General features: G+C 43.4%; 14 protein-coding genes and 1 pseudogene. 7 read left to right on the top strand and 8 right to left on the bottom strand.

The window, feature by feature from the left end; all coding sequences use genetic code 11:
* Positions 1-492: 492 nt before the first annotated feature.
* Positions 493-708: a cold-shock protein gene (locus PCRYO_RS07525; protein ID WP_011513806.1), complete on the top strand. Its 216-nt coding sequence runs from the start codon at positions 493-495 to the stop codon at positions 706-708.
* A 257-nt stretch (positions 709-965) separates the two neighbouring features.
* Positions 966-2,120, top strand: a complete 1,155-nt coding sequence (locus PCRYO_RS07520; RefSeq protein ID WP_011513805.1) for a DEAD/DEAH box helicase — start codon at positions 966-968, stop codon at positions 2,118-2,120.
* Positions 2,121-2,245: 125 nt separating this feature from the next.
* On the opposite strand, the gene PCRYO_RS07515 is transcribed toward PCRYO_RS07520, so the two are convergent.
* The 8 genes and pseudogenes from PCRYO_RS07515 to ilvA form a co-directional block, all read right to left on the bottom strand.
* A complete protein-coding gene (locus tag PCRYO_RS07515; RefSeq protein WP_011513804.1) occupies positions 2,246-3,067 on the bottom strand; it encodes a sulfite exporter TauE/SafE family protein in 822 nt (273 codons plus the stop codon).
* A 97-nt stretch (positions 3,068-3,164) separates the two neighbouring features.
* The gene (ccoS, locus tag PCRYO_RS07510) at positions 3,165-3,467 is read right to left on the bottom strand and encodes a cbb3-type cytochrome oxidase assembly protein CcoS (protein ID WP_011513803.1); all 303 of its coding nucleotides are present in this window, start codon (positions 3,465-3,467) and stop codon (positions 3,165-3,167) included.
* 130 nt (positions 3,468-3,597) lie between these two features.
* Entirely contained in the window at positions 3,598-4,395 is a 798-nt protein-coding gene (locus PCRYO_RS07505; RefSeq protein ID WP_227500785.1) for a YdcF family protein, read from the bottom strand.
* Positions 4,361-5,482, bottom strand: coding sequence for a UDP-N-acetylmuramate dehydrogenase (gene murB, locus PCRYO_RS07500; RefSeq protein ID WP_011513801.1), 1,122 nt, complete (start codon positions 5,480-5,482; stop codon positions 4,361-4,363). Before murB ends, PCRYO_RS07505 begins: the two co-directional genes overlap by 35 nt.
* 97 nt (positions 5,483-5,579) lie before the next feature.
* A complete protein-coding gene (locus PCRYO_RS07495; protein WP_011513800.1) occupies positions 5,580-6,074 on the bottom strand; it encodes a low molecular weight protein-tyrosine-phosphatase in 495 nt (164 codons plus the stop codon).
* Positions 6,075-6,299: 225 nt separating this feature from the next.
* On the bottom strand, positions 6,300-6,740 hold the full coding sequence (locus PCRYO_RS07490; protein WP_011513799.1) for an RNA-binding S4 domain-containing protein: 441 nt from the start codon (positions 6,738-6,740) through the stop codon (positions 6,300-6,302).
* Positions 6,741-6,837: 97 nt separating this feature from the next.
* A pseudogene (locus PCRYO_RS13330) lies at positions 6,838-6,897 on the bottom strand (excalibur calcium-binding domain-containing protein); the annotation flags it as partial.
* 95 nt (positions 6,898-6,992) lie between these two features.
* Complete coding sequence (ilvA, locus tag PCRYO_RS07485; RefSeq protein WP_011513798.1) at positions 6,993-8,546, bottom strand: threonine ammonia-lyase, biosynthetic; 1,554 nt, start codon at positions 8,544-8,546, stop codon at positions 6,993-6,995.
* A gap of 283 nt (positions 8,547-8,829) precedes the next feature.
* Here ilvA and PCRYO_RS07480 point away from each other — a divergent pair, with 283 nt between their 5' ends.
* The 5 genes from PCRYO_RS07480 (at position 8,830) to rpiA (ending at position 12,660) form a co-directional block, all read left to right on the top strand.
* A complete protein-coding gene (locus PCRYO_RS07480; RefSeq protein WP_226939349.1) occupies positions 8,830-9,213 on the top strand; it encodes an ArsR/SmtB family transcription factor in 384 nt (127 codons plus the stop codon).
* A gap of 58 nt (positions 9,214-9,271) precedes the next feature.
* Positions 9,272-9,676, top strand: a complete 405-nt coding sequence (arsC, locus tag PCRYO_RS07475) for an arsenate reductase (glutaredoxin) (RefSeq protein WP_011513796.1) — start codon at positions 9,272-9,274, stop codon at positions 9,674-9,676.
* Positions 9,666-10,412: an arsenical resistance protein ArsH gene (gene arsH / locus PCRYO_RS07470; protein ID WP_011513795.1), complete on the top strand. Its 747-nt coding sequence runs from the start codon at positions 9,666-9,668 to the stop codon at positions 10,410-10,412. The genes arsC and arsH overlap by 11 nt, the downstream gene beginning before the upstream one ends.
* 137 nt (positions 10,413-10,549) lie before the next feature.
* Positions 10,550-11,854 carry an arsenic transporter gene (locus tag PCRYO_RS07465; protein WP_011513794.1) on the top strand — a complete coding sequence of 435 codons (1,305 nt, stop codon included), beginning with the start codon at positions 10,550-10,552 and terminating at the stop codon, positions 11,852-11,854.
* A 146-nt stretch (positions 11,855-12,000) separates the two neighbouring features.
* Positions 12,001-12,660: a ribose-5-phosphate isomerase RpiA gene (gene rpiA / locus PCRYO_RS07460; RefSeq protein ID WP_011513793.1), complete on the top strand. Its 660-nt coding sequence runs from the start codon at positions 12,001-12,003 to the stop codon at positions 12,658-12,660.
* Positions 12,661-12,767: the final 107 nt, after the last annotated feature.

Genomic DNA, 12,767 nt, shown 5'->3' with positions numbered 1-12,767 from the left:
AATGGTCTCTATGAGTAGCAATGAATATGTCTAGATAAATTATTGGTGAGTATAAGCGTACTACAATAACAGGTGTTAGGAAACATAGCGCTCTCTATCCTTTTATATTAACAGCTTGCAAGCTAACTTATAAAAAAATAATTCTAAAAAATAGATCGAGGTATAAAAATCATATTAAAAGCCTTTGTGTTGCTAAAAACCCGTGTTATGATATTTTTTACACAATAAACATTACATGTTTGTTGCTAACTCTAGTTTGGTAGATAATTAACGCTTTTTTGATAAAGTAGTTTTAATTTCTATCAAAGAAAAGACTAGGGGCAGTAAAATGACTATATGCTAAATACTAAAAGTAAGTATAAGGCTTTCATATGTCGCTAATACTGTATTAGATAGTCACTTTTAAGTTTTGATTTCATCATCTTGGTACCCGTTTATATGCAATGATGCAAAGGAATTTGGGACTAAGTAAACTTTTTAGGAAGTAATATTATGTCAGCTCGCGAGCAAGGTATCGTTAAGTGGTTTAATGACTCAAAAGGCTTTGGTTTCATTCAACGTGATAGCGGAGAAGATATTTTTGTGCATTTCCGCGCGATCCAAGGTGATGGTTATCGCTCTCTAAAAGACGGCGAAAAAGTTGAGTTCAGTGTAGTAGAAGGTGATAAAGGCCTACAAGCTGAAGAAGTCAGAAAAGTAGAAGAGTAATCGTAACAGTCATTCGTGCAGTTTAGCTATAATGTCTGTACAAACTACTGATATACTACTGAGTCAAGCTCGTCCTGTCTTACTTATGTTGATTTTAACGCAGCATATTTGGTAAGCATCGACATGGGGCTTGGCTTTTTTATGCTTATCAGTTTTATGGGGCTTGCCTGCTGACTAATCGTTGCTATAAACCGTTAAGCCTTATAGCCTCTCATTTATTTATGATACACAAGCGATTTATATAAAAGGATATTTTTTTGAGTAACTTTACGACGTTTACGGATTTGCCACTTTCAGCAGCGACCTTGCGTGCAGTAAGTGACTTAGGTTTTACTGAATTGACGCCGATTCAAGCAAAAATACTGCCGCATACGCTGGCAAACCAAGATGCGATCGGACAGGCGCAGACGGGTACGGGCAAGACGGCTACATTTTTATTGACCATTATGGAGGCGTTACTTAAGCGTCCGTTTGCTGCTGATGAAGAACGTCATTTAGGTGAGCCACGTGCTGTCGTTATGGCACCTACCCGTGAGCTTGCTCAGCAAATATTCGATGATTGTATCGCTTTGACCAAATATACTTCTTTGCATAGCGTCTGTATTATGGGTGGTACCAATTATGAAACCCAGCAGCATGAGCTTGAGCGTCAATACGTCGATATCTTGATTGCCACACCTGGTCGTTTGATTGATTTAATGCACAAAGGTATGGTTTATCTTGATCGCGTAGAAGTATTAGTATTAGATGAAGCAGACCGCATGCTCGATATGGGGTTTATACCTGATATCAAACGCTTAGTCGGTCGCATGCCACCCAATACCGACCGTCAAAGTTTATTGTTTTCTGCTACCTTTAACCAAGATGTGATGGGTTTGGCTTATCGCTGGTTACATGAGCCAGAGTTTGTCGAAATTGAGCCTGAGCATAAAACCAGTGAGCTGGTAGACCAACATTTTTATCTCTTAACCGAAGATCAGAAGCTAGAAGCGGTTGAGCGTATTATCACGGATAGTACGGTAGAGAAAGTGATTATTTTTGCCAATCGTAAAGACCAAGTAAAGCGCCTATATCATAAGCTGCGTCAGGGACATAAAATTGTCATGTTATCAGGCGATGTGATTCAGCAAAAACGCGAGAAATATCTACAGCGCTTTAAAGACGGGCATGCCTCTGTTTTGGTCGCGACCGATGTAGCAGGGCGCGGTATTCATGTTGATGATGTCAGTCATGTGATTAATTATACCTTACCAGACCAGCCAGATGACTATGTACACCGTATCGGTCGTACTGGGCGCGCTGGGCAAACCGGTATTAGTATTAGCTTTGTCAGCGAAGATGATGCCTTTAATATACCAGCATTAGAGAAGCATTTGGATACGAAGTTTAAGCTTGAGCAGTGGCAGCCTTAATCAGATTTTTTTAATTAAGCTCTAAAGTCTTTAGACAGTAAAAAGCCCTTGATAAATCATTAAGGGCTTTTTTTATGCATGTAATATTGGTTATAACATTAAGCAATTATCATTGATTAGTAATGCTATTCCATCGTCTCCGAGTCATTATTCATATTGTGCATACTGTGATCCATTTGGCTCATATCATGGTGAGTCGTATTATCCGTATCAGTCATCATCATAGTATCACCATGCGCCATGCCCATGCTATGACCGCTGCCATGATTACCATGCATACTGGACATGGCGATAGGAACGAAGACCACAGCCAAACCTGATAATACCATCACAGCACCATTAAGCTGTCTTAAGCGAAAACGTCCAATCTTATCCCGTAACCAACCAACGGTCTCATGAGTAGCGACTAACATCGGTACGGTTCCTAAACCAAAGACGAACATCAAGGCAGCACCGCTGAGAGGGTTGTGCGCGACCACAGCGATAAGTAGGGCGCCATAGACTAAGCCACAAGGTAAGAATCCCCATAGAAGGCCGGCAGACAATGCTCGCGGAAAAGTGTTGAGTGGAAATACTTTTTGACGAATAGGGCTTAGGTATTGCCAAAATCGCATACCAAAACGCTCAAGTCTCTTTAAAAATGGTGCACCAAGCATGGTCATGCCGACGAACACCAATACCAAACCAAGCAAAATACGTGGTGCACTATTGCCTTGCATCAGTGGTTGTAATACGGCAGTACCTAACAGTCCTGCGATCAAACCCAAAAATGCGTAGCTGGTTAAGCGACCGAAATGATAGGTCGCCACCAATGCACGGCGCTTGGCGGGGCTGACATCCTTCATCGACAGACCAAAGGCAGTTACTAAGCCGCCACACATACCTAAGCAATGCGGCGAACCAAAAAAACCCATTAATAATGCCGCAACGAGTAAAGCTGTGGTCATGGGAAGGTACTCCTAAAAATGGTAAAAAGCGTACCGACTTACCACTGTCTTATGCAGATAGAATAAGTGGGTAACGCATTAGTAAAATAGCCCAAGGCTATGTTTTTGAGTGCTTGTCTGTATCAGAGAGAGAAGGGGTGACAATATGCGCATTATTTAGCTTATTAGATTCTTTTTCAATCGAAGTAGTAGCGCTCACTTCTTTTACTTCTTGAATAGGTGTTACATTTTCTTGAGCTTGTATGACTTGTCGACGTTCTTGGCGATCATCTAAAATAATGCGCTGGGAGGCGTTATCTAAATCCTCAAATTGATTGGATTTGACCGCATAACGTACTGCCCAAATCGCGACCACAAACAGCATGAGACTTAATGGAATTAGTAAAAATATACTGAGCATGGCACATCTCTTTAATCGCAGTTTCTTTTACTATTATACACCTGTTGCTAGTGAGATGGTTGACCTGTAAGGATAAAGGGAAAAAGGTAGGTTATTATGAGGGTATGTTTCTAAAATTGAGGTATAGACTCTAGTCGTCAGCAGTTTTGGCAACTTTACCTCTTGGAGTCAACAGCTGCTGCGACGTCACTTCTTTAGCTTGGCGACAATTTGCTTGAGGTCGTATCACATCGCGTAGATAGGCGGCAACCTCATAAACCGCCCGCCTAGAATGGCTTAAGTTTTGTGCTGGCTCCATCCAGTCACGTATGACGGGTAAGGGGGCATTAATCGCCGTGCTATTGATACCGTTTAAGGCAAATTGTCTGCGAGCACGTGCCATATGGTAGCTGTCGGTGATGAGATAGACATGATGCAGAGGGATACGCTTTGCCGTAAATCGCGCATTCTCGCAAGTATTCATACTGGCGTTTTCGCTGATTAACCCATCAATACCATGCTCAATCAGCCATTGACCAAGCCAAGGCGCTTCAGCACCACTGAGTACAATGGGCAGAGGAAGGTCGTGATAGGCTGTAGCGGCAGCACGGGCACGATTAAGGCTATAGCGATTGAGGATAATTTGATTGTTATTATCATTGGTTAGACCGCCACCCAATACCACATAAGCGGTAGGCGGCGAGCTCATAGCAACAGGTGGCATTTTTGGTAGCGGCAGATGAGCCAATATATAGACTACTGCTTGAGAAAATAGCGGCGTGAATAAACTGATGAGGACTAAAATAACTGTCGTTGCACCCAGCAAAAACGTGACATTGATAATACGAAACAGCTTGATCATACGCTCAGCTGAACGTAAATAATGTCGCCATAGGCGATTAGACCATGACTGCTTAGACCACATGCTCATCGTATCCAATGGAGCCATCGGCATTTACCCATACTGGCTCACGCGACAGTTGAATCGCAAATTTCTTATAGACAGTATCTATAATATATTTTTGAGCAGCGGCGACATCTTGTTTGGTAGCAATATACGGCGCGTGATTGGTCAATACTAGCGCTTGCTGCTGATGGGTAAAAATAGGCTCTATACCGCCGCCTTTTAGACCCGCTTGTTCGATAAGCCAGCCGGCTGCCACTTTAGTCATTGCGTCAGGCATTGGGTAGCCAACGATAGCCGGATAAGATGATTGCAGCGTAGCAAATTGATCTTGAGGGACAATAGGATTTTGAAAAAAACTGCCGCAATTTGGTAATTGCTTCGGGTCAGGCAGCTTTTGCTGACGAATCTCAATGATGGCATGCATTACGTCAGCGGGCATCGGTTTGGTGCGACCTTGCTGTGTCGCATAGCTCTGTGCGACGGTCTGTACATCGCCATAGCTTGCCAGCACCTTTGTCGCATCAGTATGCAATCTAAAACCCACACGGCTGATTAGCCACGTATTCGGCTGACGTTTAAATATACTATCACGGTAGCCAAACTCGCAGTCGACCGCGGTCAAATCATGCCACGTTTGACTTGGCAGATGGTAAGCACGTACATACTGTAAGCAGTCTTCTAGCTGAACACCATAAGCGCCAATATTTTGTATGGGAGCGGCGCCCGTAAGACCAGGTATGAGTGCAAGGTTTTCGAGTCCATACCAGCCTTGAGCGACCGTATGTACCACCAAGTCGTGCCAGTTTTCACCTGCCATTACCTCGATATCGACATGAAAGTCTGTTTGCGCTGTCACCTGTATACCACGCATTTGTGGTCGTAAGACAATCGCATTGAGCTTTGCTGGTAGTAGCACATTGCTACCACCGGACAAGACAAATAATGGCTTTCTATGTTGAGTATCTTGCTCATAATATGCCATAAACTCATCAAGTTGCACCTCATCCGTTAAGGTAACTACAGAGTCAGCCATACATGCCAAAGCCATAGTATTGCTATAAGACAAATCAGCTAAGTCATCAGATAGAGTATGTGGTGCAATGGGTTTAGAGCATAAAGCTGAAGTCATAACATAGCCTATGGGGCAAGTAAACAAAAAGTCATATGGTATTTATTATAAAGGATGCTAGGTATAAAGGTAGCAAAAATATAGCGCCTTATGATTACTATATCTTCCAGCTTTCAATCCAAGCTTGTGCACTTGATTCGATACGTTCGATTACCTCTTCAAAAGCATCGCCATCACCAGTATATGGGTCTGGCACATCATCACCGCCGTAAGTGGGATCTTCCTCACTAAATAAAGCCAATTTGGCTAATTTTTTATCGGTATTTGTTATACCGTTTTTAATACTCTGCAAGTCTGCTAAATTTTGTGCATCCATCGCCAATATTAAATCAAAATCGCGAAAGTCATCAGCACTGACTTGGCGCGCGACCAATTTATTGATGTTGTAACCATGAGCTTTAGCGTGACGCTGCGCGCGCTCATCAGGTGCATGCCCAATATGCCAATCCCCAGTGCCTGCCGAATCTACCTTCATCGACAGCCCTGCAATCGCTGCTTGCTGACGAAAAATCTCTTCAGCAGTTGGTGAACGGCAGATATTCCCCAAACAGACCAATAATACAGATGACGGAGTAGACGCTTTGATGGGCATATGATGACCTTTTGTCGCAATAAAAAAACATGCTATCAAAATCAACATTAGAGATGTGATTTATAAGCATGCTATAGAGTGTAAGTTAATGGGTGATAGCGTAACGGTTAATACCTTGAATGGCAAGGGCAGAGAGTAAACAATAGGGTCAGCACTTCATGCATACCCGCTAGCCGTATTATTACTTAAGATGAGGCGATGTTATTGCTGATCTTACCAACAGAGCTAATCTTGATTGCTCTTAAAACGATGTAAATCACGGCGCTCTTTTTTATTGGGTTTGTTGTCTGGACGGGCAAGGTTGGCAAGTTTACGCTGCTCAGCATAATAGGCACGGCGAGCGATGCTTTCTTCGGTTTCTGAATACAATACTTCAGCTGCTGTTGCGTTACCGCGTTGCGCCGTTAGTGCTTCAACAACGACTGTCTTTTCAGTCATGGCAGTGGCTGATCCTTGACGAATCTGCAATTCATCGCCAACGGTAATCTCTTTACTGGTCTTTGCGCGGCTACCTGCGTAATGTACGCGCCCGCTTTCGATGGCTTCTTTGGCAAGAGTGCGAGTGCGGTAAAAGCGTGCAGCCCATAACCATTTATCAAGACGCATACGAACAGCATCAGGATTGCTATGACTGGGCTGATTGTGGTTTTTATTATGTTTACTCATCAAAACCTCATAGATATCAATAACGTAAGATTATAATGGTGGTATTTTTAATAATTAAAAGAGCATTGAGCGATTAACATCGTTTTTGTCATTGAAGTTATTGACACCACTGCTGTTCACAGGGGATGCCGTCATGGTTATCATCCATTTTTGTATTAGGACAGTGCTATAAGATTTAAGTGGCTTCTGTGCATTATGTCATTTGGGAGCAATGCTTTCGGCCACTGATGAATTGATAGTCTATGTTTAGTTTTATTTCAAAAACAACTGATAACCAACATTATCATTAAGCATGGTGCAGTCGTAACCGATATCGAGCAGCGCATCTTGTAGCTGGCGAGAGTTACCCTCAGAAGCTTGTAAACCGACCAATACTCGACCTTCAGCAGCGCCATGATTGCGATAATGAAACAAGGTAATATTAAAATCGTCACCCAATTTTTCTAAAAAGGTCAATAAAGCACCTGGACGTTCTGGGAAAGTGACTTGTAATAATTGCTCATTTTCAACATGCGCATGGCCACCAATCAGATGGCGGATATGGGATTTGGCGACATCGTCATCGGTCAAGTCGTGTGCTGTATAGCCATCAGCTACCAATTGCGTACGGATGGTTTGACGCTCTTTGTCACCTTCTTTTAATGCAATCCCAACGAATATCGCCGCAGGTTCCATAGAATCAGGTGATTTTTTACTATCAGCACGGTAATTAAACTCAGTAATATTACGACCGTGTAGGCTACGACAGAAGTTTAAGAAAGCGCCAGTCTGCTCAGGGATCGTTACGCCAAAGATGGCTTCTTTTTTCTCACCAATCTCAGTACGCTCAGCGATGTAGCGCAAGCGATCAAAATTCATATTAGCACCGCAAATGATGGCGACGCAGTTTTTGCCTTGTAGGTTATGAGCCTCGATGTATTTTTTCATACCAGCAACTGGCAGCGCGCCAGCAGGCTCAACGATACTACGGTTCTCTTCAAAGATATCTTTGACAGCAGCGCAAACTTCATCATTGGTACAAGTGACGACTTCAGGATCGACGACAGGACCGGACTTATCGCTCTTCTGCATACGAACAATATCAAACGGTAATTCGCCGATTTGGGCAACTGCCACACCATCGACGAACAGTCCTACTTGTTCAAGTTTGACTCGCTCATTGGCTTCAAGCGCCGCTTTTAGTGACGCTGATTGGTCGGCTTCTACAGCGATGACTTTGACATGCGGGGCAACTTCGCCCAAAAATGCAGCGACGCCAGAAATCAGACCACCACCACCAACTGCTACAAAAACGTAATCCATATTGCGCCATTGCTGGGTGAGCTCAAGCCCGATGGTACCTTGTCCAGCAATCACCAGCTCATCATCATATGGTGGGATAAAAGTCAGACCTTCACGCTCAGCGCGATCAATGGCATAGCGATTGGCTTCATCAAAGCTATCACCGTACAAGTCGACATTGCCGCCAAGTGCTCTGACGGCATCTACTTTGATATCAGGAGTAGTAGTTGGCATAACGATAATGTTATTAAGAGCAAGTTTACGAGCAGAGTAGGCAACCCCTTGGGCATGGTTACCTGCCGATGCGCAAATCACGCCACGTGCTTTTTGCTCATCATTTAATTGGCTAATGCGGTTATAAGCGCCGCGCAGTTTAAAGGACTTTACCGGTTGCAGGTCTTCACGTTTAAAACGAATGTCATTAGTAAAACGTTGGGTCAGTTTGGGTGCCGCTTCAAGTGGTGTTTGAATAGCAACGTCATAGACGGTGGCTTGCAAGATGGCTCGTACCCAATGTGACAGCATAATGATTCCTAAACTAGAGTATGTATGAAAAAGTGCGGTGAATTATAAGTAAACAAGCGAGTCGCTATCAGCGACAAAAAATGCAGAGAATGATAAAAATCAAATAGATTAGCCTATGCTGATTTTAAACATGTTGCAAGACACAATTACAGTTTTTGCGGCGGTTTGGTCGTTGATGCTCATCAAACAAAGATAAATTAGAGCAAGTACTGCTTTTTTTTGCTTATTTATCCAAAAACAACTTGAGTCATTTCCATATGTCTGTATTATTGGACATATGGAAATGACTCAAGTTATCATAAGTTTTGCCGCCCTCTCACAAGAAACTCGTTTAAAGGCATTTCGACTGCTAGTCAGTCACGAGCCTTTAGGATTACCTGCGGGTGAAATTGCGCGCCAACTGTCTGTACCACATAATACGATGTCCACACATCTTTCGGTGCTGGCACGAGCAGGATGGGTGATATCAGAGCGCCAAAGTCGCCAGATTATCTATCGTGCTTCTTTATCACATATGCAGACCGTCATTGAGTTTTTATTACAAGATTGCTGCTCTGGACATCCAGAGCTGTGTGCGGCTCTTGTTAATAATTTAAATGGTTGTTCAACCGATAGTCGCGGTGGCATTAATGAGCTGGATGATGTTGAAAACCACCCCCATTGTTAAACTGCTATCAATCAAAAACATCCCAATTCTATATTCATAAAAAATAGGTGAGATTACGATGACATCTTTGATTTTTCACAACCCAAAATGCGGTACTTCTCGTAATACCTTAGCCATTATGCAAGCGTCAGGGGATAATCCAGAGGTGATTGAATACCTTAAAACACCGCCGAGTCGCGAGTATTTGGTTGAGCTGTTGGCAAAAATGGCTCTCTCACCACGAGAGCTGTTACGCAGTAAAGAATCGATTAATGATGAGCTGGGTCTAGACAACCCTGCGCTATCTGATGATGAGATTATCGATGCCATGATTGACCATCCTATCTTAATCAATCGGCCTATCGTAGTCACAGATAAGGGCGCAGCATTGTGCCGACCATCGGAGCGAGTGTTTGAGTTACTGGAGAACCCCGTGAGTAGCTTCACTAAGGAAGATGGGGAAGTGATTTATCATGGCAAATAATACAGCAGATTTGAATGTGGTCGATTTAGATAATTTGCCTAATGTTGATTCAAGTCTTATTCATCCTATCGATATTGAGTCTTTAATAGGCGCAAATGACCCACGCCATGCGCCAAAAATACTGGTGTTATACGGCTCATTGCGCACGCGTTCCTTTTCAAAGCTAGCAGCCGAGGAGGCGAGTCGTCTATTGCGCTGGTATGGTTGTGAGGTGAAGATGTTTGATCCATCTGGCTTGCCATTACCGGATGCTGTTGATGCAGACCATCCTAAAGTGCAAGAGCTGCGTGAGCTTGCGCAGTGGTCAGAGGGTATGCTGTGGGTCAGTCCCGAACGTCACGGAAGTATGACCAGTATCATGAAAGCGCAAATAGATTGGATCCCGCTGTCATTGGGTGGCGTCCGACCAACCCAAGGCAAGACTTTAGCGATAATGCAAGTCAGCGGAGGTAGTCAAAGCTTTAATACGGTCAATCAGCTGCGTATTCTTGGGCGCTGGATGCGCATGATTACTATCCCAAATCAGTCGTCTATTCCAAAAGCCTTTTTGGAATTTAACGATGATAATCGCATGGATAAATCGCCTTTATATCTGCGCCTTGTTGATGTTTGTGAGGAGTTAGTGAAGTTCACGTGGCTTACTCGTGGCCGCTCAGCCTATCTGACTGATCGCTATTCTGAACGGGTTGAAAGTGCTGAAGAAGTATCAAAACGCGTTAATCAAAAATCGATTTAATTTTTAATTCTAAATTGACCTAATATCGATTGGATACTTATTCAATAAAATAGGCTAAATCAAGTAGGCTTCATGAAGCCTACTTGAATAAATGTCACTAAGTTTTCTTAAGTAAGTCTGCTTAATTAAGGTTGCTCATGCTCGCATTGATTATTTTTATCGTTACTTTAGGGCTAGTAATATGGCAACCTAAAGGTTTGGGCATTGGTTGGAGTGCGATGGGCGGGGCGTTGGTCGCCCTAGCTTTTGGTGTGGTGCAATTATCTGATGTCGGTGTCGTGTGGGACATCGTTTGGGATGCTACCTTTACCTTTGTCGCCCTGATTATCATCTCTCTTATCTTAGATAAGGCTGGGTTTTTTGCTTGGGCAGCATTGCATGTAGCGAGATTGGGTAATGGACAAGGGCGTCTATTGTTCCCTATGATTGTGATATTAGGCGCTTTTATTTCTGCGTTTTTTGCCAATGATGGGGCGGTATTATTACTGACCCCGATTGTGATTGCGATTTTATTACGGTTAAATTTTTCGCCGCCATCTGCATTGGCATTTATCATAGCGACTGGTTTTATTGCTGATACTGCAAGTTTGCCATTGGTCACATCTAACCTCGTTAATATCGTTAGTGCTAACTACTTTGATATTGGTTTTGGACGTTATGCTGCGGTTATGGTACCGGTCAATATTGTCTCTGTACTAGCGACGCTAGTGGTGCTATGGATATTTTATGCATGCCACATTCCAACACACTACTCGATGGCGGACCTTAGTGCACCTGAGTCAGCGATCGAAGACACCTTGGTTTTTAAAGCTGCCTTTCCGCTACTGGCTTTGTTGCTTGTCGCTTATTTTGCGACAGAGTCGCTTGGTATTCCTATCTCGCTCGTTACTGGCGCAGCTGCATTACTGCTCATGGCGATTGCAGGGCGATTTTGGCAAGGCGGTCGTGGGGCGGTGATGTCCGTGCCTGAAATTGTCCGTAAAGCACCTTGGCAGATTGTTTTATTTTCTATCGGTATGTACTTGGTTGTTTACGGTTTGGGCAATGCAGGATTGACTGCCTACGGCGCTCAAATCTTGAATTGGTTAGGGCAACAAGGAACCCTAATAGCAACCTTGGGCACAGGATTCCTCTCCGCTATCGTGGCATCTATTATGAATAACATGCCCTCTACCTTGATAGGCGCACTAGCGATTGATAGCGCCCAAGTACCGACCGCCACTCGTGAGCTGATGATTTATGCCAATGTTATTGGCAATGATTTAGGACCCAAATTTACGCCTATGGGCAGTCTTGCGACTTTACTATGGCTGCATGTATTGGCAGAAAAAGATTATAAAATCAGCTGGGGGCAGTATATGAAAATTGGTTTGATTATCACCCCGCCAGTGTTATTAGTCACCTTATTAGCTTTAGTATTTTGGTTGCCCTATTTGTCTTAGTCGTAAAAATTAACGTCATATCTTATTATTAGAGGTGCTATTACGCTGACATCCATCAAATTCATCGGTTATAATAGCGGCGCATTTTACCTCTTTTACCCTTTACTTTTTTTAAAGCGATACGTTTATTTTGCCAAGGACTTATGATGAGTGATCAGCAAGCACAAAAGCAAGCCGCCGCCCGCGCCGCCTTACGCTATATCGAAGATGATATGATACTTGGCGTAGGGACAGGAAGTACAGTGAACTGTCTGATTGAGTTATTACCAACAGTAAAGCTCGCTGGCGCAGTTGCAAGTTCACAGGTGACAGAAGATAGATTGCGTGCACTTGGTATCGAAATTGTTGACTTAAATTTTGCCGGTCAGCTCGATGTATATATTGATGGTGCTGATGAAGTAAACGCGCATTTGCAACTGATTAAAGGTGGCGGTGGTGCGCTCACGCGTGAAAAAATCGTTGCCGCGGCATCGAACAAATTTGTTTGTATGGTTGACGCCAGTAAAAGTGTCGAGATACTAGGGCGCGAATTCCCAGTGCCGATAGAGGTATTGCCACAAGCCCGCTCATATGTGGCGCGCGAGTTGGCCAAAATGGGCGGTGAGCCTGTTTATCGTGAAGACTTTGTCACCGATTATGGCAATGTGATTTTGGATACTTATGATTTAGATGTCAGTAATCCAATAGCACTTGAACAGCAGCTTAATAATATCGTCGGTGTGGTCTGTAATGGTATCTTTGCTGCCAATCAAGCCGATGTGTTGTTAAAAGCCAGCAGTAATGGGGTTGAAGTGCTGACTCGATAATCAATAAGCGCTTGTCTATTAGACACTAACTTGGTTATCACATATTAAAAAAGGCAGAGCACAAGTTATGTGCTCTGCCTTTTTGATATTTATGACTGTATAAATAG

It is taken from the genome of Psychrobacter cryohalolentis K5 (genome assembly GCF_000013905.1).
GTDB classification, from domain to species: Bacteria; Pseudomonadota; Gammaproteobacteria; order Pseudomonadales; family Moraxellaceae; genus Psychrobacter; species Psychrobacter cryohalolentis.
Note: the sequence above shows the minus strand (reverse complement) of the source record. Positions and strands in the feature narration are given on the sequence as shown.